The sequence below is a fragment of the Microcoleus sp. T3_A4 genome (assembly GCF_036700465.1).
In the GTDB taxonomy this organism is placed as follows: Bacteria; Cyanobacteriota; Cyanobacteriia; order Cyanobacteriales; family Microcoleaceae; genus Microcoleus.
On sequence record NZ_JAUBOY010000034.1, the window covers coordinates 52305 to 78479 of the forward strand.

The 26175-nt window shown below is 44.9% G+C and carries 22 protein-coding genes and 1 pseudogene; 8 read left to right on the forward strand and 15 right to left on the reverse strand.

Annotated elements, in window-relative coordinates:
* Positions 1-63 precede the first annotated feature (63 nt).
* Positions 64-2145 (reverse strand): DNA polymerase III subunit gamma/tau, encoded by a 2082-nt coding sequence (locus QUA07_RS19740; protein WP_333328177.1) that lies wholly within the window; start codon positions 2143-2145, stop codon positions 64-66.
* Here QUA07_RS19740 and QUA07_RS19745 point away from each other — a divergent pair.
* Positions 2125-2268: a hypothetical protein gene (locus tag QUA07_RS19745; protein ID WP_333328180.1), complete on the forward strand. Its 144-nt coding sequence runs from the start codon at positions 2125-2127 to the stop codon at positions 2266-2268. The two genes, QUA07_RS19740 and QUA07_RS19745, sit on opposite strands and share 21 nt — an antisense overlap.
* A gap of 415 nt (positions 2269-2683) precedes the next feature.
* Positions 2684-3595, forward strand: a complete 912-nt coding sequence (locus QUA07_RS19750) for a hypothetical protein (RefSeq protein WP_333328182.1) — start codon at positions 2684-2686, stop codon at positions 3593-3595.
* A gap of 17 nt (positions 3596-3612) precedes the next feature.
* Here QUA07_RS19750 and QUA07_RS19755 read toward each other — a convergent pair whose 3' ends face one another.
* The 3 genes and pseudogenes from QUA07_RS19755 to QUA07_RS19765 all read right to left on the reverse strand — a co-directional run bounded on the left by QUA07_RS19755 (position 3613) and on the right by QUA07_RS19765 (position 6331).
* The gene (locus tag QUA07_RS19755; RefSeq protein WP_333328185.1) at positions 3613-4335 is read right to left on the reverse strand and encodes a DevA family ABC transporter ATP-binding protein; all 723 of its coding nucleotides are present in this window, start codon (positions 4333-4335) and stop codon (positions 3613-3615) included.
* A 107-nt stretch (positions 4336-4442) separates the two neighbouring features.
* Positions 4443-4820 (reverse strand): annotated as a pseudogene (locus tag QUA07_RS19760) (FtsX-like permease family protein); the annotation flags it as partial.
* A gap of 74 nt (positions 4821-4894) precedes the next feature.
* The gene (locus QUA07_RS19765) at positions 4895-6331 is read right to left on the reverse strand and encodes an NB-ARC domain-containing protein (protein ID WP_333328188.1); all 1437 of its coding nucleotides are present in this window, start codon (positions 6329-6331) and stop codon (positions 4895-4897) included.
* A 405-nt stretch (positions 6332-6736) separates the two neighbouring features.
* Here QUA07_RS19765 and QUA07_RS19770 point away from each other — a divergent pair, with 405 nt between their 5' ends.
* Both QUA07_RS19770 and QUA07_RS19775 read left to right on the forward strand, forming a co-directional pair.
* Positions 6737-6925, forward strand: a complete 189-nt coding sequence (locus QUA07_RS19770) for a hypothetical protein (RefSeq protein WP_333328191.1) — start codon at positions 6737-6739, stop codon at positions 6923-6925.
* A 301-nt stretch (positions 6926-7226) separates the two neighbouring features.
* Positions 7227-9842 (forward strand): hypothetical protein, encoded by a 2616-nt coding sequence (locus tag QUA07_RS19775; RefSeq protein WP_333328194.1) that lies wholly within the window; start codon positions 7227-7229, stop codon positions 9840-9842.
* Between the two features lie 38 nt (positions 9843-9880).
* Here the strand turns inward: QUA07_RS19775 and QUA07_RS30080 are convergent, their stop codons facing one another.
* Positions 9881-10147, reverse strand: coding sequence for a hypothetical protein (locus tag QUA07_RS30080; RefSeq protein WP_445305900.1), 267 nt, complete (start codon positions 10145-10147; stop codon positions 9881-9883).
* A 31-nt stretch (positions 10148-10178) separates the two neighbouring features.
* Positions 10179-10913 carry a transposase gene (locus QUA07_RS19780; protein WP_333328196.1) on the reverse strand — a complete coding sequence of 245 codons (735 nt, stop codon included), beginning with the start codon at positions 10911-10913 and terminating at the stop codon, positions 10179-10181.
* A gap of 202 nt (positions 10914-11115) precedes the next feature.
* On the opposite strand from QUA07_RS19780, the gene QUA07_RS19785 reads away from it, so the two are divergent.
* Entirely contained in the window at positions 11116-11337 is a 222-nt protein-coding gene (locus tag QUA07_RS19785; RefSeq protein WP_333328199.1) for a hypothetical protein, read from the forward strand.
* Between the two features lie 786 nt (positions 11338-12123).
* On the opposite strand, the gene QUA07_RS19790 is transcribed toward QUA07_RS19785, so the two are convergent.
* Complete coding sequence (locus QUA07_RS19790; RefSeq protein WP_333328202.1) at positions 12124-14070, reverse strand: DUF6765 family protein; 1947 nt, start codon at positions 14068-14070, stop codon at positions 12124-12126.
* A gap of 239 nt (positions 14071-14309) precedes the next feature.
* On the opposite strand from QUA07_RS19790, the gene QUA07_RS30085 reads away from it, so the two are divergent.
* A complete protein-coding gene (locus tag QUA07_RS30085) occupies positions 14310-14510 on the forward strand; it encodes a DUF3368 domain-containing protein (protein ID WP_445305901.1) in 201 nt (66 codons plus the stop codon).
* 231 nt (positions 14511-14741) lie between these two features.
* Here QUA07_RS30085 and devC read toward each other — a convergent pair whose 3' ends face one another.
* From devC to QUA07_RS19805, 3 genes are all read right to left on the reverse strand, one after another.
* Positions 14742-15902, reverse strand: coding sequence for an ABC transporter permease DevC (gene devC, locus QUA07_RS19795; RefSeq protein WP_333328251.1), 1161 nt, complete (start codon positions 15900-15902; stop codon positions 14742-14744).
* A 180-nt stretch (positions 15903-16082) separates the two neighbouring features.
* Positions 16083-17726: an HlyD family efflux transporter periplasmic adaptor subunit gene (locus tag QUA07_RS19800; RefSeq protein WP_333328205.1), complete on the reverse strand. Its 1644-nt coding sequence runs from the start codon at positions 17724-17726 to the stop codon at positions 16083-16085.
* 71 nt (positions 17727-17797) lie between these two features.
* Positions 17798-18535, reverse strand: coding sequence for a phycocyanobilin:ferredoxin oxidoreductase (locus tag QUA07_RS19805; RefSeq protein WP_333328208.1), 738 nt, complete (start codon positions 18533-18535; stop codon positions 17798-17800).
* Positions 18536-18674: 139 nt separating this feature from the next.
* Between QUA07_RS19805 and tatA the strand changes: the two genes are divergently transcribed.
* Complete coding sequence (gene tatA / locus QUA07_RS19810; RefSeq protein ID WP_333328211.1) at positions 18675-18866, forward strand: twin-arginine translocase TatA/TatE family subunit; 192 nt, start codon at positions 18675-18677, stop codon at positions 18864-18866.
* A 165-nt stretch (positions 18867-19031) separates the two neighbouring features.
* Here the strand turns inward: tatA and panB are convergent, their stop codons facing one another.
* The 5 genes from panB to QUA07_RS19835 form a co-directional block, all read right to left on the reverse strand.
* Positions 19032-19808 (reverse strand): 3-methyl-2-oxobutanoate hydroxymethyltransferase, encoded by a 777-nt coding sequence (gene panB, locus QUA07_RS19815; RefSeq protein ID WP_333328214.1) that lies wholly within the window; start codon positions 19806-19808, stop codon positions 19032-19034.
* 532 nt (positions 19809-20340) lie between these two features.
* Positions 20341-20826: a hypothetical protein gene (locus QUA07_RS19820; protein ID WP_333328216.1), complete on the reverse strand. Its 486-nt coding sequence runs from the start codon at positions 20824-20826 to the stop codon at positions 20341-20343.
* Positions 20827-20847: 21 nt separating this feature from the next.
* The gene (locus tag QUA07_RS19825) at positions 20848-21687 is read right to left on the reverse strand and encodes a hypothetical protein (protein WP_333328219.1); all 840 of its coding nucleotides are present in this window, start codon (positions 21685-21687) and stop codon (positions 20848-20850) included.
* 90 nt (positions 21688-21777) lie between these two features.
* Complete coding sequence (locus tag QUA07_RS19830; RefSeq protein ID WP_333328222.1) at positions 21778-22212, reverse strand: hypothetical protein; 435 nt, start codon at positions 22210-22212, stop codon at positions 21778-21780.
* Between the two features lie 64 nt (positions 22213-22276).
* On the reverse strand, positions 22277-24055 hold the full coding sequence (locus QUA07_RS19835; RefSeq protein ID WP_333328225.1) for a serine/threonine-protein kinase: 1779 nt from the start codon (positions 24053-24055) through the stop codon (positions 22277-22279).
* A 612-nt stretch (positions 24056-24667) separates the two neighbouring features.
* Here QUA07_RS19835 and QUA07_RS19840 point away from each other — a divergent pair.
* Entirely contained in the window at positions 24668-26098 is a 1431-nt protein-coding gene (locus QUA07_RS19840; protein WP_333045238.1) for a form I ribulose bisphosphate carboxylase large subunit, read from the forward strand.
* Positions 26099-26175: the final 77 nt, after the last annotated feature.

The following is a 26175-nucleotide window of genomic DNA, read 5'->3' on the forward strand; positions in this document are numbered from 1 at the left end:
GCCACTCTGTTAGCAGCGCCCTACTAAAAAAACCGAGAAACCCGGTTTTTTTAGTGATCTACATTACCAATCTATAAAATCATCCTCACCTAACTCAGAAGATAACTCGGAAAAATCCGGTTCAGATTCCAATCTAAAAGTTTCCGACTCCCAAATCTCCAAGTCATCGGACAAATCGACTACTTCCCCATCAAACATATCAGCCAATTTCCTAGCCGTATTCGCGACATATTGAGCGTCATCACGCACCGCTATAGCCTGAGCGTTAAAGTCATTTTGAGAGGCTGTAGAACGGTTTGTGGGCGATCGTGATTCGGAAATTAGGGGCACATTAACGGCGGTATTTTCAGGCGCTGGCGGGTGTTTTTGTTCTTCTCCCCTATTCCCCAAAAAATCATCTGTAATCTCCGAACTCGCCGAGTTCTGCACCTGTTGGCCGACATCATCCGCAGGATGAGAATTCCTGGGATTTTCGCCAACACGTCCGTTAGAACTTGGCAAATCCTTAGCGCGGGAATTATTAGTTTCAGCGGGATTTGTCAATCCCACTTTTACTGTTACTCGACGGTTAAAAATTTGCAAAAAAGCTTCTTCAATATTAGCTACTTTGTCTTTAACCATATTCAGCAACGGCTGGGAACTAATCTTAACATGAGCAGTATTATTGCTAAAAATTACTAGCTGTCCATGTTGGCGAAGCAGCGATTGAGTTCCATGCGGCCGCACGCGGTCAAGTACCTGTTCCCACACTCGATTTAAATCGATTTCATCGGCTGAATTAGTCGGTGAATAATTTGTTTGATTCGTTTCAGCAGTTGGTACAGGTGCGGGAATCGCTGCAGGAGGTGGGCTTTCTGTTCGATTAGCCACAGGCTGCGACTGAGGCGGAGGATTTTGCGAATTGGGAACTGAAGATTGTTCAATATTAGATATCTGACTCCCCCCCGATTGTAGGGGCGGTGCCCCCGTGCCCGCCCTGGGTTGGGGGGGGTGATTTTGTGGTGGTTGAGTAATATTTTTAGCTGGTTCCGCTGTTGGTTGCTGCTGAGTTCTAATTGCTGAGGGCAACAATCCCAATAGCGTTACTTCCAGCCACAAACGCGGCTGAGTAGTGTTTTTAATTTGCACTTCGTGGGTTTGCAAATGTTTCTGACCTGCCAAAATCAACTCCGCATCCCAATGGCGGCCAAAATCCCCCAGTTTTTCCCAAGTTGCCGATGTTAAAGCTACTAAATCTGACCGTTTTGGTGCAGCTTTAGCTATTAGCAAATCTCGGTAAAAGCTGGCGAAACTTTGCAGCACGATTAGCGGTTCCCGACCGCGATCCATGAGGTGGCGGGTCATGTCTATTAGTGCTGTAGGGTTATCTGTATCAATAGCTTGCAGCAAATCCATTAAGTCATTTTCGGGTACTGCACCGACTAAATCCCAAACCTTTTCGACTGTTACTTCACCCTGAAATAAGCTTAGTTGGTCGAGCAAACTTTCGGCATCTCGCAGACCACCTTGGGCGATTTGAGCAACCATTTGTACTGCATCGCTGGCAATATTGATATTTTCTAATTGGGCAATTTTGTGCAAGTGAGCAATCATTGCATCGAGGGGGATGCGGCGGAAGTCGAACTTTTGGCAACGAGAAATAATAGTTGGTAATACTCTTTGTGGGTCGGTTGTTGCGAGGACGAATACAACGCGATCGGGCGGCTCTTCTAATGTTTTTAATAAGGCATTAAATGCCTGGGTACTGAGCATATGAACTTCGTCGATTACATATACTTTATAGCGGCATTGTACGGGGGCAAATTGAGCTCGTTCGATCAAATCCCGAATGTTATCTACTCCGGTGTTGCTGGCTGCGTCAATTTCGATGACATCTAGTGTCGAACCTCGGGCAATTTCTTGGCAAACGTTGCATTTGCCACAGGGTGTCGGGGTAGGGGCAACCGTAGAAATACAGTTGAGAGATTTGGCGAAAATTCTGGCACTAGAGGTTTTACCGGTGCCTCTGGGGCCGGTGAATAGATATGCTGGTGCTATGCGCTCTTGTAGGATGGCGCTGGTGAGCGTTTGGGCGATCGCCTCTTGACCGACTAATTCGGCAAATGTCTGAGGGCGATATTTGTGATGCAGGGGTTCGTAGGTCACGATCGAATATTGGTGGTATTAGCTGTAATCTTAGCTAAGGAGACGTTGTTCGATCGCACCACAGCTCGACTTTCACAGCAAGCCGCCCGGTGGGCTTGCACGGCGGGAGTTAGCCAACAGTAGGAATTAGCACTCTCCCAACGTCCGCCCCTCGATCGTCCGGGCGATCGGCTGTTCTGCTTGATGTTTTCCGCTGCTGGCTCCCAGAGTTACTATTAATTTATGTGTATTTCTTTTTATTTTTCTAGAAAAGGAGACCCTCGAACAAACATTTTTTTTAGCTGTATTGGTATAATATATTACAGACAATTCACCATTTCAATTGGTCAGTACCAGCACGCGATTTTCCGATATTTCGGAAACTGGCTTGCAGTTAAAGATAAAGTATTAATTAGAGGGTGCGTGCTCCAGTTGCAGAAATCCAGTTGTACCAAGATGATGGTGGAATGATGTCAATGTGGGTTGATCCAGTTGCACTACCAGCTCTACTCTGGAGTCCTGTATAAATATAGCGTCAAATTTTACCCTTTAAAAGCCCATGTCAACCCAAATAATCCTTGTAGAACCAAGGTTGGCAGTAGCCTCTCCCAAACCTAAACAGGCTAAACCCGGAGATCCGTCCTCAGACCAACTCTTCATGGGAGCGTCGGGATTACTGTTGTTATTGCTTATCGGTTTAGCGGTGTTTACCAAGCTAAAACTCGACGATTTGAGTAAAAAGCTCAAATTTGAGGAGTTTAGAAATCGAGAACTCCAGAAAAAATACAAAATGGCTCTGGAAACCATGTTAAAGATGGAAAAGAATCCCGACCTTATCCACTCGCGAGACTTTAATTTAGACTACCTGAGAATGCGAATGGCGGAAGAAGTATTTCACTTTGCCATTGTGAACCAGATTAAGGTAAAAGTCAAAGAAAAAATTAGTATTGCTCTGCGTCCGACTCAGGGGGCAGTGGGAGATAAAAACGGGAATGCGGGCAGTGGCAGGCAAGTGGATTCGATGTTTGATATCGAATACGAAACTGGCGATCCGGCGGTAAAAATAGAAAAACGAGTGCTGTTTCGGATTCAAATTAAGCTGATGAAACTGCCGACTCAGGCAACATCAGCGACAATTAATCAAATTATTGACTGTTTGGAAACTTATCTGAGTCCTTCAGACGACCACGACAGTTGGCAGCCGACAATTCAAGGTCGCATCGTTCATATTGAGTGGGATCAAAAAGCCAAGCCGACGCCGATGTTGGTGTTGGAACAGTCGAATGAAGGGGTGAATGTTACCTTTAGGACTACGAGAACGCCTGCGGGCCGACCTACAAATGCCAATGATAGCCAATTGATAGGAGCTAAGGGTCAAAAAAGTGGCAAAAGTAGTTCTAAAACTCCAGCCAAAGGTGCAACGAAAAGTCCTGCCAAGGTAGGAGCAAAGCGTCCTGGTTCTCGGAAATAAGTTGAGGTGGGTTAATATTATTTTCCCGAAAGAACGCCTGTGGCAGCCGCTGTTGATGTATCTTGTGCGAGGTAGCCGTCTTCCATGTGAATAATGCGATCGGCTATGTCTAAAATGCGGTTGTCATGGGTGACAAGCAAAATAGTGCAGTGCTGTTCTTTGGCCAAACCTCGCATAATTTCTACCACATCTCGACCTGATTTACTGTCTAGGGCTGCTGTGGGTTCGTCTGCTAATACTAATTTCGGCTGGCTGACTAATGCGCGGGCGATCGCAACTCTTTGTTTCTGGCCACCAGAAAGACTGTCGGGGTAATAATCTATTCTTTCTCCCAAGCCTACAGCTTGCAGCATTCCCTCTATTTTATCATTAGTTTCTTGGGGAGAAAGATGGTTGTGCAGGTCGAGGGACATTTGCACATTTTGCCTAGCTGTCAAGCATTTAAGCAAATTATGAGCTTGGAAGATATAACCGATGTCGCGACGGACTTTAACTAATTTATTTTTCGCGGTTCCCCGCAATTCTTGGTCGAGAATTTTCAGACTACCTTCTTGGATCGATCGCAAAGCTCCAATCAAGGTTAACAATGTTGTTTTACCAGACCCTGAAGGCCCAGTCATCAGCACGATTTCGCCCGGATAAATTTCGAGGTTGATATCAAATAAGGTCTGTTTGCGAAGTTGTCCTTCACCGAAAGAATGATTGAGATTTTTAATTGAGACAACTGGTAAAGTGTTCATGGTGATCAGCTATTAGGTCTTAATTATGAATTATTAGTGGTTTTTTATTTCATAATTCCTCCTTATTCAATCCGTGTATCCGTATCAAAATCCGTGTCGTGCCTTCCTTAAAATATATCTGCCGGATCGGCAGACTGCAATTTCCTCACCGCGATCGCCCCCGACACAGAACACATGATCACTGTCATTACAAAAACAGTTATAACTTTTGTCAAAGTCATATACATCGGCAAACTCGTAGCACTTCTCCCTAAATTGTACAGCACCACAGAAACCCCCAACCCCGGCAAATAACCAAGAATTGCCAGAATCATAGCCTCTTGAAACACCACACCCAAAAAGTAAATGTCCTGATATCCCATCGCCTTCAGCGTAGCGTATTCCGGCAAGTGATCGGTAACATCAGTATAAAGAATTTGATAAACAATCACTATCCCGACGATAAATCCCATTGCCGCGCCGAGAGTGAAAACAAATCCGATCGCCCCATAATTAAACGGAAGTTCCCCGGCGCGCTCTTACAGCGGATTGCAAGTGAGTAGAGAAACATCCGCTGCGGCTACCCAACCGATAAAAAGCCATCTTTTACCGGGAATTGGGTAATATTAGCTGCGGCTACTTGGTGGGCAACATAGTCCATCACCACCGGCTGCATGAAGAAAAGTTCCGCCTTTTTTTCAATTAAAGAGCGCTCTTGGAGAGATTCCAACACCCCTAGCAGTTTTTGCGGTGATAGTGAGCGGAGGAGGTGCGATCGCATTTCTGCAAATGAAGCCGGTTTGCCATTAATCGCTAGCCATTCTATCGCTTCTTTTTCTTCCTCTGATAAACATTTAAGCTGCTGTTCAAAAACCTGGCTAATTTTGCCAAAAATTGCGATATTTTGATTCACAAATTCCAGAATGCCCCCATCAAATAAATTGCAAATGCTTGCAGAGACGAGATTTAATAACAATGGATTGCCACCGTAGTAATTAGTTAATCTGCTACATAGCGGTAGTGATTCACAGCGGCTGCACTCGACGGGTGATCCACAGTAGCATCCTTTGGATTGAAAGATTGCCTTGACATCTGTTGGTTGCAAACCTGTCAATTTGAGCGATCGGAGGGGTAGAGTTTGGCCTTCTTTATGGGCTAACCATGTCGGTTTTTCACGGGCGGTGAGGATTAAACAGCTTTGATGGAGGCTGTCTCCCAGACATCGAAATAGCTGCCCGTAACCCTCATATCCCGATCGATAAGCAGTGCCATTAGTGTTGCTGAGGATTGATTCGACATTATCGAGAATTAGCAAACAGCGGTGCTTTTTCAAATACTCCATCAACCGCAAGATACTGCGGTCTATAGTATCTGGTAGGGGCGATACTTCTGTGTTTTCTTGCTGGTTAGAAAAGAAGAGGATTAACTCTGCTAACAAGTCTTGGATGGGTGGGGTATTGCGGAGACTGCGCCAAATTACAAACTCAAACTCATTTTGAATTTGTTGTGCCAGCTTCACGGACAAGCTGGTTTTACCCATCCCTACCATGCCGACAATCGTCACCAGCCGACAGCCTTCTGCTAAAATCCAGTGCTTGAGGATTGCGAGTTCTTCGGTGCGTCCGTAGAAAACAGAAACATCGGGTGCTGCGCCCCAATCAATTCGATTTTGGATAGCGCTACCCGCCGCTACGCTAGAGGATTGTGGATTTTCGATTAGATGCTGAGTGCTAATTGCTGCATCCGGTTGAGATAACTGATAATCACTGGTTTCAAGCTGTAGGTTAAAAGCCGTGTAGCATTGACGGAGGGTACTTTTATCAACCCCAACTTCACAAGCAAAGACCTTTCTGAGGGTATCAGAGTCTAAGCCAGTGCGAAAGCTTAAGGTTTCAAAGGTGTAACGTTTGTCAAAATTGTCGCGACTTTCGGCTTCAGATTTTGCATCTTGAAGTTTCTTCAATCCTTGAAGCGTCTGGATTACACCGCGTCGGCGGCTGCCTTTTTGCGGATTCATAGGAAGGTTCTCCGTTTTTTAAATACGCTGATAAAACACGTGAAACAATCTGCCTGTGCTATACAGGTCAGATACACCCTTCTGTGAATAGACTTTTTGCCAAAGTCAGTCTTTAAAATGTTTCAAGGCGAAGTATATGGGGTTATGTACCAATCGACAAAGTTTTTATTTGAGCGCTTCACCCATCCAAGGTCTTTTTTTAAGAAGTCTAATCTTAATAGATAGTTACAAAGGAGAGGTGATACTTGTCCAGATTGTTAAGGGAAGTTAAGGTGGGAAGACTGACTGGAGCAGAGTCACCATGTTTATTTTTATCTTATCATAATTTTGGGATTCCGAAGTTAAGAATTTTTGCCGAATTTAAGCAAGTTAGTCCCCGCTAGTCAGCGAAGGGGTATTGGCTTGATGCAGCAACGAACTCTATCAACATCAGATGCGATCGCACTATCCCTGCACTCGGTAATTGCAGTTTGGTGTTCTCTCCACTCATTCAGCCTAACGGATATGAAAACCCTGGAAGAAAATAAACAAATGTTGAGAGCAACGAAGCCTCTGTTGCAGGAACAGTTTTATGAGTATAAGTGCCGAAGTTAAGTCTTGTCTGCCGAATTTAAGAAATAAAGGGCACAAGATGTAGAACTCTGTGATGTAATGTCTGGAATCATGATTTTTCTTAATTTAGAAGCTTGAGGACAAGAAGTCTTTAAGTAAGTTGCTAAGTTCCCTATTTTCGGTTGTCGAGACTAGATTAAAGAGACAAAATCAACTTATATGCCAGATTTCAACTTCTATGTTGGAGGTTTCTCTAGGAACTCTCTTGAAGAAAGTCTCCTGTAACTATTAACAAGAATTCACAAATTCATCTCAGAGCAACAAGGTCGGTGACACTATGCCAATGCCAAACGAAAACCTAGATTCAGTCGATTCAGTCGATTCAGTCGATTCAGTCAAGAAAAAAAAGCTAGCTATAGTAGGTCTGATTTATAAACAAGTAAATGACCTATTGGGCGCTGGAAATCAACTATTTTCTATGCAGTTTCCAGCCCAATCCCTAAACTATCGACAGTATCAATATGATACCAATGACTGCAGTAGTATACTGACTCGTCCCTATACAATTGCCGAAGCAGAATTTCGGCTTTCTGACCAACTGTTCGATGTTTACCCCATCACACAAGCTCCGACTGGAGAGAAGCTTTCGGTCGTTTATAACACCCTACTGAATAACTATGTACCAAGCCTGAAACCTTTTGCTGCTTACTTTCGAGACCGTGCAGGACTAAGTAAATTCCTGCTCCAAGAAAAGAACCACGGTAATGGAACTCCCAAGTCAAGAATTGATTGGTGTAAGGAGCTTTATAACCAATATTTGCAGGCTAAACTGGAATGGGAAACAGACAAAAACTTAACATTTGATGAAATCAAAGAGTTAAGCGAGCAAGAAGATTCAGGCGTAACCCTGGATGATTATGCTAGGTGGCTAAGTTCTCAAGGTTTGGTTCGGGAAGAAGAGTTGAACAACTTTTACAACGATGCTATTGTCAAGGGTCACTTCCATGAAGTGCTAACTATACTCGGTTATCTCAATGTCTCCTCTCTCGCTGAGGAATTGGAACTCGCTAAGCAAAGAATGCGGCATTCGATGAGATTATCGCTTGACGAATCAATGCTAGTTTATCCGGTACAGTTTCAACCGAGTAATTGGTTCCAAGGATTAGCCCCCAATCTCTCACCTGTAGACTTGACGATGGCTCATGAGACTATTAGAGACCTACTCAGAGCAAAACGTCGAGAACTTAGTCGGGCGCAGTCAGATTTACAGGTGCTGGAGATGATCTCCAGCAATGGAGATGAAATTAAGAATTTAGAAACTAAGGTTGCTGAAGGCAAGAAAAAGCTTAGTGACGCGGAGACTAACCTTGTTGAAAAATATGGTCAAGCGGCGGTGACTGCTGCCAAAATTTATCTATCCACTCTGGCAGAAGGAGGAAGTCTACTGGCACTAGCCGAAATGGACACAGTAGCTGCTGTAGATCTGAAAACCCTGGACGATCTAGGCTTATCAGAGGATCAAATTTTAGAAGAGTTACAAACCGTAGTTACCCAACTGCACAACACCTATAAAGAGCAAAAAGAGGTGCTTCAACAAGCTGAGGAATTGACGTATCTCAAGGCGCAGTTGGCTCGTGCTAAGTCCCATGACGTGCAATTTGAGAAGATTAACCTCAATCAACACATCCGAGAACTTCGTACTGATATTGATGAGCTAGGTCAATTAATTGCTGGGGTGTATCGGGAAAAGAAGAATCCAAAAGGCTCGGTTACTGTAGAGCGAGACAAAAATGATAAGAAGAAATGGATGATTCAGCTTCCGGGTTCACCTACAGGTGGTACCTTTAAGTTAAAAGTAAAAATACAGGGTGAGACAATACAGAGTCAAACCTCGTCTGATATTGCTTTCGACGCTAATGATACTGCACTCAGTAATGCACTCAAAGCTCGTCTGGAAGATAATGCAGTTGAGAATGTAACAATGCCATCTGGGAGCAAAAATACATGGAACGTTACATTCCGCGACGAGAAAATCGAAATGTCTGGTGATGGCGCAGGTTTAACCGTAGCAGAGTCCACTGTTGAACTGCCCGTAATCCCTTCTAGTGGCAATATAACTGAGGCAGATGGGATGTTTATGGATGTCGTCATCAAGAGTACGGAAATTGCCGACTCATCGAGCAAGGTTGAAACAGCATCTGCTTCTGAATTTGGTTGGAATGTACGCGGATGGTTTTTCTCGGCAGGAGGACAACACAGCAGTTTGCAGGCGAGTACCGATGCCGAACGGCAGTTTTTCGAGCAAGACATAACGATAGGTTTTCGCGTGGCTAAGGTTACATTCGATCGCGGAGGTTGGTTCAACCCGCAAATCTTCAAGATGTCCCACGCTTTTTACAGGCTTGCAGACCTAAAAGCATCACCATCGAGCCAAGAAATCACAAAGGATAAAGTCTTGGAAGCAGCAAAGGCGAAAGACAACCCTAGTGGAAAGGTGGCTGAACTCCTAAAAGATGGGGAAAATCGCTCTATTTTACCAGCTTACCCAGTCGGTATGGTGATTGCGAAGGATATCACTATTAAAGTTAGGCTGGATGCGTCACAAAGTGAGATGGCGAGAACTGTTATCGAAAACTCGAATACCGCAGGCGGTGGATTCCTGGGCTTTTCTTGCACCTACTCATCTGCTAACTCAAGCACAAGTGACAAAACGTTTTTCGGTCAGCAAGGGGATTATTTCTATATTCGCATTCCCGGCCCTCAGATTCTGGGGTACTACCTCCAGTTTGTCCCACCCGACAAAGCGATGCCCTACGAAGCAATATTTCAGGAAGAAAAAGATACCGAAGTGGAAAAGGCATTGGCTGCCTATGACTTTCCCCCGCAGTTGCCTAGCTCTGGCGCAAAAGATCAAACTGTAGTTACACCAGAGAAGCAACCGGAGAAAGACAAGTCCTAGCACTAAAAGGCAGACTGGTGTTGTAGATGAGTATTTTCTCAGAGTGTGTTTGAACAGATAGCACAAAAAGAGATGTAGATACTGTCTTGACTTGTCAAGAGGGGGCGATCGCATAATTGGGGTCGAAAGGCTTTTGGGACTTTAAAATCCCAAAACCCAAGTGCACTAACTTCCGATATCATTGCGCCAATCACCTGCATTTTGACCTTTCCACGACCCAATAATCGTTCACTCATCGCTTTGAGCAAGGGGTTGTGACGCATTGCCACTACGGCTGGCATATACAATGCCTTTCGGAGTCTCACATTGCCAGTACAAGACAAACGTGTTTTGCCCTTAACCGAAGTCCCGGAAGTACGTTCGCGGGCGTGTTAAACCAGCATAGGCTGCTAATTGACGAGCATTATCGTAATCAGAAACCTCACCAATTTCAGCTAATAATATAGAAGCTGTTAAATCGCCAATGCCAGGAATTGAGGTTAACAGCTCGCGCTGTTGTTTTAAATGTGGGTGTTGGTCAAAATGGTCGCCAATCAGTTTTTTGATTAGTTGTTGTTGCTGCTGAAGATACTCCAAGTGTTCGAGAGTAAGAGCAGCAACAGTTGGCGTCGCTGTCTCCAAACGGTTTTGTTCACAAGTCATCATTTCTGTGACTGATTCGAGTCGCCGCAGGAGGGCTTGTAATTCCTTGACTTCCGGCGCTGTCGGTGTCCATAATGATGGTTTCATTGCCGCACAAAAACGAGCAATCAATGCCGCATCTACGGAGTCAGTTTTAGTTCTCAGAAGTTCGCTTTTGGCAAACCCTTTAATACGAGCCGGATTGACGATGCTTACCTGAAAGCCTTCTCGATACAGGAATTCGGCTAAGGCTTCACGCCCAAATGCTAGTAGCTTCCATGTGCTCGCATGGAGTTCGACTACATTTTGTTGTTTGAGCAAGTTTAGTAAACTCTCAAAACCTTGACTATTGTTGGTAAACTTTTTGGGTTTAGTCGCACGACTTTCACTCAGTAATGAAACATAAAAGTCTTTTTTACTGATGTCTATGCCTAAGACTGTTAGTGCCATTATTTGCTCCCTCGGTACTCCTTCTATTAAAGAACATGACAGGCAATAGAATACTAGCCTTGTGAATGCAGGCTTTCTGGATCATTCGATCGAGAGCCTAAGATACTGTCCAGCTTTAGGTGTGCCTGTCATCAGTAATGGGAGCTTATCTACGCAACAGACTGATGCAGTCTAAGGGGCGGGCCAACTTCACCGATTACTGATGTCCTATAGCCAGCTCTTTCGCCTGTTACAGAACCTTTTCTACAAAACTTTCCTTGTTTCTTTAGATTCACTTTGCTTGTCGGTACGATCGCCCAATTGTTGGTACGATCGCCCGATTGTTGGTACGATCGCCCGATTGTTGGTACGATCGCCCAATTGTTGGTACGATCGCCCGATTGTTGATTCGATCGCCCGATTGTTAGTTCGATCGTCCGATTGATGTGGCGATCGACTAACTCACTCTTTTAAGATACAAGGGGCGGGTTCACCAACCATCTTAAACGCAGCAGACAGGTTAAAAAAACCCGCCCCCGCCCCACGAAAAACCTCCAATTGACCTTGGTGCAAGATATCAGTTGAAACCGAGGATTCGAGAACGGCTGTTGTCGGAAGTTATCTACGTATGACGGAACGTTCACTCTCGAAGGTTGTGCAAGATATTCTGGAGGGGAGCATCCCCTAAATTGCAGAAATACTCTCGCACCAAGCTGGTTCAAAAATAGCAAACTTCTCTCCCCCAGCTTCCCCAGCAAAAATGGCTTAAGCGCCGAAATCTACAGAGTTATCTCCAACTCAAAAAGGTAGTTATCTGAAAAATTACACCCATTAAAAAAGTTTCTTAAAGAACTCTGACCGAAAACACAGATGCGATACCCTACTTCAGACTAAAAGCAGGTCAGAGATTAAGGTGTGAATATAGAAATTCACCTACCTATTCCCATATTAATCGCCTTTTTCGATTTGTAAAGTTAAAGATTTTCACGGACTTTCCTTAACTTCGGTATTGTGAATAGGGACAGAATGGCAAAGTGGTTGTGATTTGATGGGTGCGATCGCTTCCGTTTACTTCCATTTACTTCTACAATGCCGAGAGCAGAACTCTCATCTGCTCTCAGTATCCCTTGATGGGTAGCCGCAGAGATACGTGCAAGTGCAATTTGTTCTAAAGACTGGACTTGTGCCAAACGTCTGAGCATAGATGAGATTAGCAAATTGAAAAGGTGTGTTATACTTCTTCAAACAGCCATAGTTGGTAATTGTCTTCCTTTGTTTGGTTGTCAAATTGAATAATGCAGAAATGATCGTTCTCTGTACTTCTATCTTGAGGTCCAATGTACTTTTTAGAATTCATGTTCTGAATTAACCAACCGTCACCCTTCTCATGAGACACAAAAGTCCATTGCTGGAAAGGCTCCGCAGCCGACCCAATCTCGGAGTGGTGAATGATCGCGGTGGCACGATCATCCTTGCTTCTGTCACGAATGCTAGCTAAATGAGCGTTGTACTGATTTAAAATTATCCATGCATCGCTTCGGAATTGAATTATGTGCCAAACCTGAGGATTAACTACTGGATCGTCGTCTAGCGAGATTGGATCGCGAATAGTCAAACTAGCACCATCATTGTCCCAGTTCTGCTTATCGCCTTCGATACTCAAATAGCGTTGGCTTTTGATGTTCTTGATGCGTACCCTTAGATAGGTTTTCCGAGGATCGATTGAATTAAATATTATAAGATTCGACACATCTGATGACAATGCACTCGTTTGTTGCGACCATGACCCTGTAAATAGATATATGCGATGACGCTCCAAATAGTTTTTTACAAAGTGAAAATGGTAGTCGGCAGCAATTTGGAATAAGTACAAATCACTATTTATATTGACATAATTTGTACCATAGCGGTTTCGACTTGTGGTCATTTCAATCATTCCGTCTAACACAGCATGTGTATCAGGTTCGGAATCCACATCTATATTAGTTACGGGTGGATCATTAACTAATGCATTTTGCCACGCGTCGGCTGAAGATTTTCTGCCAGTAACTTTGCCTTCTAAACGACAAGAGGTATTTATCGCTTCTGTTGCCTTACCCAAAGCTGTTTGGAATTGTGGTGCATCCAGTTTTAATTGACCACTTCCCTTTGCCTGAGTAAACAAACTCACTAATTCTACCCAAGCTTTTTTATATTCTTCAGGGTTGTTACGCACAACTGCTTCTTGGGTGGGGTCGGCCCAGCAAGGTTTATAACGAAATTTTACAAAACTGAAATCAGGTAAATGCCCCATCCAACCATGTCCCAAATAAGAAGTATGATTGGGAACGGCTTCAAAATTAGGATGAGATTTCTTCAATAGAAAAGAAAGTACCTTTTTTTGCCAACCTTGCTTTTGATCGTCATATTGGATCGATTGTCGCCCATATCCCCATTTATATGGATTCCACGAGGTAGGATTATAGTCAACGTCCCAATAACTATTCAAAATGTTATGTATTCCGCAGAAATCCTGATGTGCCCAGGTATCTGCAATGACATGCGCTCTTACACCCAATAAAATAAGTCTAAATCGTCGAAGATTATCTTCACGATTATTCTGAAGAATATACTGTCCACCAATTGCATAACCAAGAATAGATTCTAGCCTCGCATTGTCTGTTGCGCATTTTATCGCATCCATGATTATTTGCCGGGATAAAGCACTTTGGGGTCGGTTTAACAATTTACCATATTCAAGATCTTTCAGGTATTGTCCTGATTGATCTCGGGGGTATTTGCTTAATTCTGCCCTTCCTTTGGTTGCATCTCGTATCTGAAATTGTGATAAAAAACCAGCCACATGCCTACCGTGTACCGTTTCACAGCTAGGTGTATTCGATGGATCATCATAATTGCCAGGAGGAAAATGAAACGAACACCATAATCCGTCCTCTGGATCAAATCCTGAACTCATCGTACCCTGAAAAGTGTAACGTGGATAATCAAGGTGGTCCACAATGTTATATTTGTCCATTCGTTCTGTATCACTAACCAATTTCCAATAAGCCGCATATGTGGTTTCATTAAAAAAATCAATGAAATTTGCGGCTTTTGCTATCAGTGTGGCTTCCTGTGGGGTAAATCCCCCTTGTCTTGCAGCATAGTAAGTGCCATAGTAATGAAAATCTTGATCCATAATCTCCTCCAGGGTTTATTTAATAAACATTGACAATTATTGATAAAAAAGCCCAACAGGCATTCGATCGTTTCTAACACAATGCCTGAAATCAAGGTTTTTGGCAACCGAAGTTAAGGAGCTTAAGAGCAAACTTTAAAACATCATTCGGTAATTTTGGCAAATCACGAACACTTCAGCATTTCAGCGCTTTAGAATTTTATAAATCTTTTAATTAACTTCTCCCCCTGAACTTTAAGTTGAGCAATTTCTGCCTCAAATCCTGCCCGATCATCAAATTTAGCAAGCAAGAGGGCAGGATACCGCAACTACAACCTGTTTTGCATCAATTGGTTCAGGTCGGTTTCAGAGTCAGATCAGAGGTTCTTGCTGTGGCGCTGCAACTTGCGGGTGAGCAGGTGTTGTCTCTTCTCCTTATACGCACATACTCTCAGTTATAGCCTTGTTCGACTTGTTACGTTTCGTAATTAAAATGCCAATTTTAACCAAGTTAACGAAGTTAATTAAAAAGCTTCTAAAACCCTAAAATCCTGTATCATTAGCTGGAATCACGATCGGTCCATTCTTCTTCGGACCCAAATCCAGTGGCGACGCAACTGTGACACAAAACATGGATGGGTCTTCCACTATGTCCGTATCCTCCAACGATTACGCTGCGCCCATTACCCAATTTAAAATATATCTGCCGGATCGGCCGCCTGCAATTTCCTAACCGCGATCGCCCCCGACACAGCACACATGACAACTGTCATAATAAAAACAGTCATAGCTTTCGCCAAAGTCATATACATCGGCAAACTCGTAGCACTTCTCCCTAAATTGTACAGCACCAAAGAAACTCCAAACCCTGGCAAATAGCCAATAATTGCCAGAATCAAAGCCTCTTGAAACACCACACCCAAAAAGTAAATATCCTTATATCCCATCGCCTTCAGCGTCGCGTATTCCGGCAAGTGGTCGGTAACATCAGTATAAAGAATTTGATAAACAATCACTATCCCAACGATAAATCCCATTGCCGCGCCGAGAGTGAAAACAAATCCGATTGAGGTACTTTCCTGCCAATATTTTTTTTCAAAATCTACAAACTCTTCTTTAGTAGAAATCCTCACATCATTCGGCAATGTTGCCCTCATTTTATCAACAACAGCCTTAACATCTGTACCCGGCTGCAAGTGTACAATACCTATATCGATTAAACCTCTTGTTCTCCGCGTCGAAAAAATCCGCATAAAGTTTAAATCGCTGGTGACAAGATTGCCGTCGGCACCGAAAGAGGCCCCTATAGTAAATAAACCATCTACCCTAACGCGGCGATTGTCAACTTCAGTTTCAACAACTTTTCCCTGTTTGAAATATTCTGCTACCGGCCCAAACTCCGGGCGGGAAGCTTGGTCAAATAAAACCACATCCGAAATTTTGATTTTGTCCAAATTATTTTGGATTTCAGGCAGATCAAAGATGGGATGAGCGGGGTCAAAACCTATTACCATCAATTGCCGAGTATTTCGCTGGTTGGGGTCGGGGTTTTTCCACAATCCAAAGCCTAAATATACGGGACTAATTGCTGTAACGCCGTCAAAACTCAAAGCTTGATACAAGCGGCGCTGGGGAAAACTTTTCATGGCTATTAAAGCCGTAGACTGGGTGCTAGTGATAAAAATATCCCCTTTTAACTTCGAGTGAAAGGTGATAGAGCTTTCAAATAGCGCGTCTCTAAACCCGAACTGCATAAACATTAGCAAATCGGCGAAGCCAATGCCGGCTAGTGCGACGGCTAAGCGCATTTTTTCGCGGGTTAATTGTGCCCAAGCTAGTGGTATTTTGGCCATAAGAGTCAATCAATTTTAGATTTTAGATTTTAGATTTTGGATTTTGGATTTTGGATTGAATAATTTTAAGCACGGGTGTTGAGAAACCGGGTTTTTTACCCTTATTTGATTCACACCCTGAATCTCGTTAAAAAACCCGGTTTCTTGAGTGCCCATGCGTAAGTTTTGTCAAGGTAAAATTTAGATATCTATTTTAACTTCAACCTGCAAGTTTGTTAGGGTTGCAACTTTCTTGCTCGATTCCGGATCGAGGCGAATTCTAACTTCGATAACTCTCGCGTCGGTGTCGGCGGCGGGGTCTGTATTAAGGACATCTTTTTTGCTGATTTGTTTGCCGATGCGATCGACTGTTCCTGCCAAAGTGCCTGCAAAAACCGGGCTGCTGACTGTTGCGCGCTGGCCGTTTCGCACTTTGGCGATGTCGGTTTCGTAAACTTCTGCTACGGCGTACATTTGATCGGTGCCGCCTAATTCTACGATGCCGTCTTGAGTGTTGACACGTTCTCCTTGTCGGCTGTGAACTTTCAGGATGTAGCCGGATACGGGTGCTTTGACGTAACTTAAGTTTAAGTCTACTTGAGCTTTTTGTTTGCTGGCGATCGCACTTTCGACGGCTGCTTGGGCGGCTTGCACGTCTTCGGGGCGTACTTCGGCAATTTGGTCTAGATTTGCTTTGGCTTGATTGATTTGTTCTTGGCCAGTTTCTGCTTTTTGTTTGAGTATTGCTTCGGCTTGATTGATTTGTTCTCGTCCTGTTTCTATCTTTTGATTTAAGGTGGCTCTGGCTTGGTTAATTTCCTGCCTACCTGTTTCTAACTTGCGTCGGAGATTAGCGCGGGATTGATTGATTTCCTGCTTGCCTGTTTCTACTGTTTGTTTGATTGTTGCTTTAGTTTCGACTATTTGCTCTTGCAGTGTTTGCACTGTTTTTTCTAATATAGCTTGAGCTTCTTTGACTCTCTGGCGAGCGGTATCTACTGCTAAACGTTTGGTGTCGTATGCCGAAGCAGAAATTGCGCCTGTTTCGGAGAGTTCTTTATTGCGTTTTTCCTCAGCTTCGGCGTTGGTTAATTCGGCTTTTAGCCGATCGACTGTAGCATTTTGAGAGGCAATTTCGCCGCGTAATTGAGCTTCTAACCTAGCCAATTTGGCTTGCTGCACCTCTGTTTCTCTTTCTAGTTGTGCCTCAAATTTGGCAAGATTAGCTTGTTCAGCTTCGGTTTCTCTTTGCAGCGCGGCCTCGAATTTGGCGACGTTAGCTTGTTCGGCTTCGGTTTCTCTTCGCAGTTGAGCTTCTAAGCGGGCGACATTGGCTGCTTCGCCTTCGGTTTCCCTTTGCACTTGTGCTTCAAACTTGGCAACTTCTGCTTTTTGAGCGCCGACAACGCCTGTTTTTGCGCCTGCTTGAATTTTCGCTAATTCTGCTTGTTTGACTTTGACTTCTTTGTCGGCTTGTTGGAGGATTGCTTGGAGTCGATCGCGCGTATCGAGAACTGCTATGATTTGTCCTTGACTGACTCGATCGCCCTCTTCCACCTGCAACAGTTCAATTCTTGCTCCCTCCGACGCCGAAGGGGCGGACAATTTGATAACTTCCCCCTGCGGAGTCAACCTACCCAAAGCGGTAACACTGTTGCGGGTGGCGACGGAAGTTGCAGCAGCCGTTGCAGCCGCCGCCTTTAACTCTTCGGCTTTTCTAATTTGAGATACTTGCCAAAAACCGACTCCTGTGGTAATGAGAGTGGCGGCGATCGCTAAACCGATGATTCCTCGCCCTGGGGGTTTTAAAAATGATTTATCCTTGACCCGTGATTCCTTTACCATTACTTATAAAGTAGGTGATTTCCTAATTAAGTTTTGTCCACCTACTATTAAGTATTGTAAACACTTTTCAGCTATTTAGGGATATCAAAAAGCACCTCGGTCATATAATGTTCGGCCCAATCTTGACCGAAAGCTTTTTCGAGTACGCGGCGGGTTTTGTCGTTTTGCTGCTGCTGGGTGCAGTAGTAAATTTGAGCGTCGAGAATTTCCGATGCGTCGGTGGCAGAGACAGGTTGGGAAGCGACTGCCTGTTTGCAGTGAATTTCAACGTAGGATTCAACAATATCCAAAAACCGACTGTTTTCTTCGATCGACTCTGGGCGCACAAACAGACAAAATTCTGAGAAAATATCCCCCCATTCGGGAATTTGGCGGGGACAAGAAAATTGCTTAATCGGCAAAATTCCCAGTTGGGTTCGGTAGGTTTCCGACAAAGTTCGATCTCGATTGAGGGGAGAAAGGTCTGCGATCGCGGCGCTAACTTGGCCTTTGCCTGCTACGATATCCGTGCCGAACATCGGCAAAGCATAATTCGGTCTGGGAAACATCACGCAGTGCAGAATGTCAAGCAAGGGCCCGACTTTAGCGAGTTCGAGGTGTATTTTGCGGAACTGGGGCGTTTGATAGCAGCGGTTTTCAATGATCAGTTTTTCTCCTTCCAAGCGGCCTTCTACGTATCCCAACTCAGCGGGCAGGTGGTAGGGTTCGAGGTCGAGATAGCGATGCCATACTGCTTCCATCCGGTCTGCTAAATCGCGGATGAGATGGTGCTGTTGCTCGCGCAGAGAAGGCTGGGATGTTTCTAACATTCTTATTTATCGTGCGATAGCTTAATTAAACTTGATTCTACTGTTGCAGGATGCAGGAAAAAAGGTAGATACTTTAACAATATCAGTAGATTGACTTAAGATTGACTTACGAGCGAGCAAGTTTTACAGGAGATTTTGTATGTTTGGTCTGGGATTGCCCGAAATGGGCATTATTGCGGTGGTTGCCATACTAATTTTCGGCCCCAAGAAGATTCCTGAGTTAGGAAATGCTTTGGGCAAAACGCTGCGGAGTTTTAAGGAAGGGGTTGGTCTAGCTGAGGATGAAGCTGTTGAGAAGGATAAAGAGGAAGAGGGCCAGCCGAAAGTGTAAATTAGGTTTGTAGTGAGGATTTTATAGCAATCCTAAATGAGTAGTCGTAATTTTTTTACCCCACCCCAACCCTCCCCGATGCCTTGGGGAGGGAGTAAGAAATTCACAAATGATTGAGGATTGCTATAGTCCTCATTGTTCAGGACTCAAGTCCTCACTAAGAACCTATTCGGGAAATTTGCCTTCTCTAACTTCGAGGGAATAATCTTTGACAGCTTGGGTAATCGTTTCTCGCAAATTGGCGTAAGCTTTCGCAAAAGGCGGCTGTTTTTCGGAAAGTCCCAACAAATCGGAAGTAACTAAAACTTGACCGTCGCAGTGCGGCCCGGCGCCGATACCAATGGTGGGAATAGTTAGTTTTTTGGTAATTTGAGCGGCTAAGTCGGCGGGAATGTGTTCTAAGACGATCGCAAAGGCACCGGCTTCTTGAAGGGCGATCGACTCTGCTATGATGCGATCGGCTGCTTCGGCCGTTTTTCCTTGTTTTTTGTAGCCGAGTTGGTGTACCGACTGCGGAGTTAAACCAACGTGCCCCATCACCGGAATTCCGGCGGATGTTAGCTGCGAAACTGTGGCAGCCATTGCTGGATATCCACCTTCTAATTTTACAGCTTGAGCGCCAGTTTCTTTCAAAACTCTCCCCGCCGAGTGCATGGCTTGCTGGGGACTTTCTTGGTAAGTCAAAAACGGCAAATCGACAACAATTAATCCTTGTTTAACTCCGCGGCGCACTGCTTTAGCGTGGTGCAGCATTTCATCGAGGGTTATGGGTAGGGTTGTCTCGTAGCCTAAGACTGTCATGGCGAGGGAATCGCCGACTAGGATGATATCTACGCCTGCTTCATCGATGAGTTGGGCGATCGCATAATCATAAGCTGTCAGGGCAACAATTGACCGCCCTTGTTGTTTCCACTGAATTAATTGATGAGTAGTGACTGACATTTTAGTACAAAAATATAATATTATTTCTGGATATTACTTATAATATCAAATCCGGGCGATCGCAGATTATATTATCGATCATTCTGCCATTGAAATCGCTTAAGAGTCAAACTTTCGTTCCAGCAGAGGGGGACTAAGAGTAAGATGAGAAAATTAGATAAATTGTATACGCGAAAATAACTTTGCATTCCCTCTGCGGGCAAAAGAATTAACCCCTGATTTTTCAAGTCCCCTTCTCAACCCAAATTTTCCTGGATCATTGAGCCAAGTCAAGGTTCTTCTCCTGCAGGACGTTCTACACAATCATACCTGCCTTCTCGTCCAGCTACGGCAAAACCAACATTTTTGAACAGAATACATTTTCTGGTTCATATTGCTGGATTTCCTGGGACTTCACCAACTAAAGTTAAACTTAACTGAGAGATCGTACAATTCAGCGTACATATTATATTATATCTATGTTTGAACAATATTTGTAACTGAGAGCGCTGTGGTTCTTTATTGTTTAATTTGGGTTGACAATTGTTGCACATTAATAGCAATAATGCTCTCTAATTATTGAATTACGAAGCTTCTGCCATTCTTGTTTAGAAACATCTGCACGAGTTTTGTCACCCGATGGATCGCGGATATCCCAAATAGTATCTGCAATCCGATCCTCTTCGAGGGCTCCGCTAACGAGCGATCGCCCATGAGAACGATAATCGAAGTCCCAGAAAGCATCACCGACGCAATCTCCTTGTGTAGTAATCATTTCTCGATCGACTGTACTACGAATAGCATTCCATTCGCGGATGTAGGCAGAAGAATCGTCAGAACGCAATTTGCGACCGCCCAATTGAGGATTCACTTTATAAAAAAACCAATCCGTAAACCTATCCACAGCTTGAGTGCGTGATTCATAATCGCGCGCTGTAGCAGTGTCTAGATTGGAACCACCGAGTACAAGAGCTATAGCTAACGCACACACCCCTAAAAACTTCGATTTTGACTTAATTGAAAATGATTTAATTAGCACGATTAAACCCAATAAAAATTATCAATTTTCCCGATTTTGCTGGTGATAAATCTTTTGTTGCCATCCATCTCTAGAACAAGAACTTCCTCCTGTTTTAAGTGCTAGAGTAGATAAACACCAATAATTTTTACCATCAAACACAACACCTTTTTTGATATATTGTAACTCAGAGAGAGGTTGCCACGGTCGCTCGATATTAGACTCGTCATAATATCGATATTGTTTTCCCTTGACCTCTAAACCCTGATCCGTACCTCCCAACCAATAATGACCTTCTTGAATTATGTTTGATGACGATTTTTGTTGATTGCTATTTGTCTTTTTCTCAATCCACCAATTCCTCACAAAACGTTTTGTATTTTCAGCACCTCTTGTCGTAGCGACTATAACTAGCAGTTCTCCTTGTTGATTGATAAACTCAAAACGACAAGGCCCCTCTCCTGTACCAGAACAATCCTTAATCTCTTTATATCCCAAATCAAATAGCTCTTTAACAGAACGATCTCTGAGGTTGGGTTGACTTTGTAAGCTGGGCTGCCACCCTTGTTTAATCAGGATTTGACGCGCATCTTTGTATGGCATACCTTGTTGAAGAGGTATTTTTTTTGGGGCATTTACAGAATTTTCAAGGCTGACTTGAACTTTTTTATTTAAAGCCTCGATTGTTGAATTTTTTTCTGGATTATTCAGGTGATTTTTTTTACTTGTTGTATCGATGTTTGCACTATTTATGCTGGGAAGTTGTTGCTGTGGGGCAGCATCCGCCAAACTTGTATATCCAATGGCGATTAGTCCAAGCAAGGGTGCAATAATTCTGGTTGTAATAACAGTGCGATCGCATATCCAACTTTTCATACTCATCGGTTTAAAACTTTCTTTTTACAGAGTTGTGTAGAAATGACCTCTAGGAGTTATTTTCGGATAAATGCTGCGGTGTAAGGCGATCGAGTCTCACAGTCCACAATTGGAAATATACATTTCGCGTCGAATTGCTGACCATTCACTAATGCCGATCCGATCGCTTTTGGGAATTGGCTGTCCGGTTCGTTGAGGATGGCGGCTGTAAAAAATTGTATCTGCAAGTAAATCGTAGGTTTGTTCGTAGGTTTCGCCGTAAATTGTCGTGAATTCCCATCCTGTATCTCCTGGGGCTGGCCTAAAACAGACTTCTTGTACCGACTTAACTCGCGGATCGATCGCTTCGCGCAATCTCCGCCATTGATTGCTATATTCGCGATCGCCCGCTTGGAGTTTGCGATTGTTTAACTGAGGATTAACCCTGTAGAATAAGAAATCAGTCAATCGATCGACGGCTTGTTCTCGCGATTCGGCTTTGGCTAGATTGGGGCTGCTGAGGACAAGGGCGATCGCCAGAGCACCAACCATTGAAAATCTTGAGACAGACTTAATTGATAACGACTCGATTAGCATACTGATGTGGTGTTAATTTCTACCGCCAGCCCAACCACCTGAGCACGGGCACAACTAAATAATGACTTACGCCCAAACAAAGCCCGATCGCACTTCCCAACAAACCAAAAAACAGAATTGAACCCCAAACTTGCAGCCAGCCGAAGGTAACGTTAGACAGTGACAAAATCCCAAAGAAACTCCCCGGAAAAATGTTCCAAGCATTCAGCAACAGAAACATTCCCGTAGAGAAAACAGCCACTACCAAAGCGTGAACTAATTGATGACTCCGCAAACCCATTCCCACAGTCATAGAGGCGATCGCAAAAGCTCCCAAAATAACCCCCTCCACACCACTAGAAGCTGTTGCTTCCATCCAGCACAAACCCGCCAACAAATAGCCCTGAGCTCCCATCAATCCAGACAGCCAATACTGTTTTTGCTGGCGAAAACTCCCCGCATCCGTCAAACCGATCGCAGTTCCGAACCCCGCCAACCCAAACAGCAGCACTTCGGGCCCGACAGCGAAAGTCATGTTAGGAATTAATTGCTGCAAACCTTCGTTCAGAAAACTGGCAATTTCCGGGCCAATAGGCGAAGCATAACCCAAAACCAAACCGCCGATCGCCCCCGCACTTCCACCAACCGCACCCAGCACCATTTCCCAGCCCGTATCCAGAGAAGCTACCACGATTTGGGCGATCGCGCCGAACAGCGCAACCGTCAAACTTGCCGTTTTTTGCGCCCCCGCCACCACTATTTGCCGGCAGAATTCTACAATAGCTTGACCCATTGGGGCGATCCTCTTCGAGGGCTTCGCTAACGCGATTTTGCCCTTACTCCTAGCATAAATCTCCTGCAAACGCGCCCGAACATCACCAGCCGTCGCCGGACGTTCCCGCACGTTCGATCGCACCATATCGTCTAACAAATTCGCCAAAGCCGGACTCACAGCTACAATGTGGCGCCACCGCAACTCCCCCGTCATCGGATCTTCAATTTCCGCCGGATACTTCCCCGTCAGCAAATGAATGCAAGTCCGCCCCAGGGCATAAAAATCCGTCGCCGGCACCACACCGCCTCCCACAATTTGTTCCGGCGGACTGTACCCGGGCGAAATCAACCGCGTCGAACTCGGAGAATCTTTTCCCGCGGATTCGACACCGCCCATCTGTTTAACTCCCCCAAAGTCGATCGTCACCAATTGCAGTCCGCCCAAACCCTTGCTTAGCAAAACTTGGGGCGATTCCGGGTCTCGCAGCATCAAATTTGAGGGTTTAATGTCGCGGTGAATAATTTGACACCTATGCAACTCCTCTAAAATTTCCACAGCTTGACTCAGCCAACTAAACACCCATTCCTGGGGACATCCTTGAGGGTGCTCGTCGAGAACCTCTTCTAAAGTTTTGCCGTGAATCTTTTCCATTACCAAACAAGGCAGCCGCTTCGCCGCAGGATTTCCATCCCCGCCTGCAAAATTTTGCGTTTGGACGTGAAAATAACCGTCAGGCTCGACTCTAGGGACGCCAGGGTGCCGCAAAAGTGCCAAAACCCAAGCTTCTTGCTCGAACAGTTTCAGGGCTTTCGCGGAAGTTTCGAGCAACACTTTCAGGACGCGCTCGGTTTCAGTTTCTGTGTCCCAAACTGTGAAAATTGCTGCAAAACCCCCGGAACCGAGGCTTTCTAGAGGCACGTAGCGATTTTTTAGCCGCAGCGGAGCCCCGCAACTATGACAAAAATTGTTGCCCCAAGTCTGAGGGTAGGGCCTTGGGCAATCTGGATTGATGCAGTGAACGGCTTTTGAAGGGGGGTGAGGCACAACCAGAGTAAAAATGGGGCTAAATATCCATAGTAGACTTACGCGCTGCTAACGCAGAAACCCGGTTTTCAGCGAGGTTAAATGGCTGTAACGACGGATTTGGTTTGAGAGCACAAGTCCTGTCCATATTATGTGCTATGCTGTCGATTTTTGAGTTGGCGGGCCCAGAGTCACGGGATTTGAGATTTTGGATTTTAGATTGCTACATACTGAATTGTAGTTGAGATCGATCGGGCGATCGATCTTAACTCCCAACCACAACTTTAGGTATTTCTAACTACTTCCCCCTGACCCATTACCCCTTAACAATTCTGATTTTTAAGTATTAAATTCTTTACATAAACCGTATTGATTCCCTGTTCGGCTCGCTGCACAATATATTTCGCTCGCTCGAAATTCCTCCCCACTCTGCGATCCCCAGCCTTTCCTCCTGCATCCTTCGCCCCGGGCTTTTCATAAGATATGTTACAAATATTTGCCTAATGTAAAGGAAAATAAATAATACTTATGATGATTAAAAGAATATTAAAATTTGAGAGTGACACTTTGTTGATATATTTTTAACAGCCTGCGATCGGGCAAAAAAATTAAGCGAATACTAGGAAGCGAGATATGGCTTACGCGCAAACCCAAACTCAATCAAAGGCTGGGTATAAAGCCGGAGTTCAAGACTATAAACTAACGTATTACACGCCGGACTACACGCCGAAAGATACAGATATTTTGGCTGCCTTCCGCGTCACACCGCAGCCGGGAGTTCCCCCAGAAGAAGCAGGCGCTGCTGTGGCTGCTGAATCTTCTACAGGTACATGGACGACTGTTTGGACTGACCTCCTGACCGACCTCGACCGCTACAAAGGTCGCTGCTACGACATCGAACCAGTTCCCGGTGAAGACAACCAATACATCTGCTTCATTGCCTATCCTTTGGATTTGTTTGAAGAAGGTTCCGTCACCAACTTGCTGACCTCTTTGGTCGGTAACGTGTTCGGTTTCAAAGCTCTGCGCGCTCTGCGGTTGGAAGACTTGCGGATTCCCATTGCTTACCTGAAAACCTTCCAAGGCCCTCCTCACGGTATTACCGTTGAGCGGGACAAATTGAACAAGTACGGCCGTCCTTTGCTGGGTTGTACAATTAAGCCCAAATTGGGTCTGTCTGCTAAGAACTACGGCCGTGCCGTTTACGAAGTTCTGCGCGGCGGTTTGGACTTCACCAAAGACGACGAAAACATCAACTCGCAACCGTTCATGCGTTGGCGCGATCGTTTCTTGTTCGTTCAAGAAGCTATTGAAAAAGCCCAAGCAGAAACCGGCGAAGTCAAGGGTCACTACCTCAACGTAACTGCCCCTACCTGCGAAGAAATGATGGAGCGGGCTGAGTTCGCTAAGGAAATCAAAACCCCCATCATCATGCACGACTACCTGACCGGTGGTTTCACTGCAAACACCACCTTGGCTAAATGGTGCCGCCGCAATGGTATTTTGCTGCACATTCACCGCGCCATGCACGCAGTTATCGACCGTCAGAAAAACCACGGTATCCACTTCCGCGTGCTTGCCAAGTGCTTGCGGATGTCCGGCGGCGACCACCTGCACTCCGGTACAGTTGTGGGTAAACTCGAAGGCGAAAAAGGCATCACGATGGGCTTCGTAGACTTGATGCGCGAAGACCACATCGAAGAAGACCGCAGCCGCGGTATTTACTTCACCCAAGATTGGGCCTCCATGCCCGGTGTCATGCCGGTTGCTTCTGGTGGTATCCACATCTGGCACATGCCGGCTTTGGTGGAAATCTTCGGCGACGACTCCTGCTTACAGTTCGGCGGCGGCACCTTGGGCCACCCTTGGGGTAACGCACCTGGTGCAACTGCTAACCGCGTTGCTTTGGAAGCTTGCGTCCAAGCTCGTAACGAAGGCCGCAACTTGATGCGCGAAGGCGGCGACGTGATCCGCGAAGCTTGCAAATGGTCTCCTGAACTCGCTGTTGCTTGCGAACTCTGGAAAGAAATCAAGTTTGAATTCGAGGCAATGGATACCCTTTAAGGATTTTTGGTTTGAGATTTTAGGTTTTAGGTCGCAAACTTGCTGGGAAGTCTTTATCTTTGAAGAAGATTTACAAG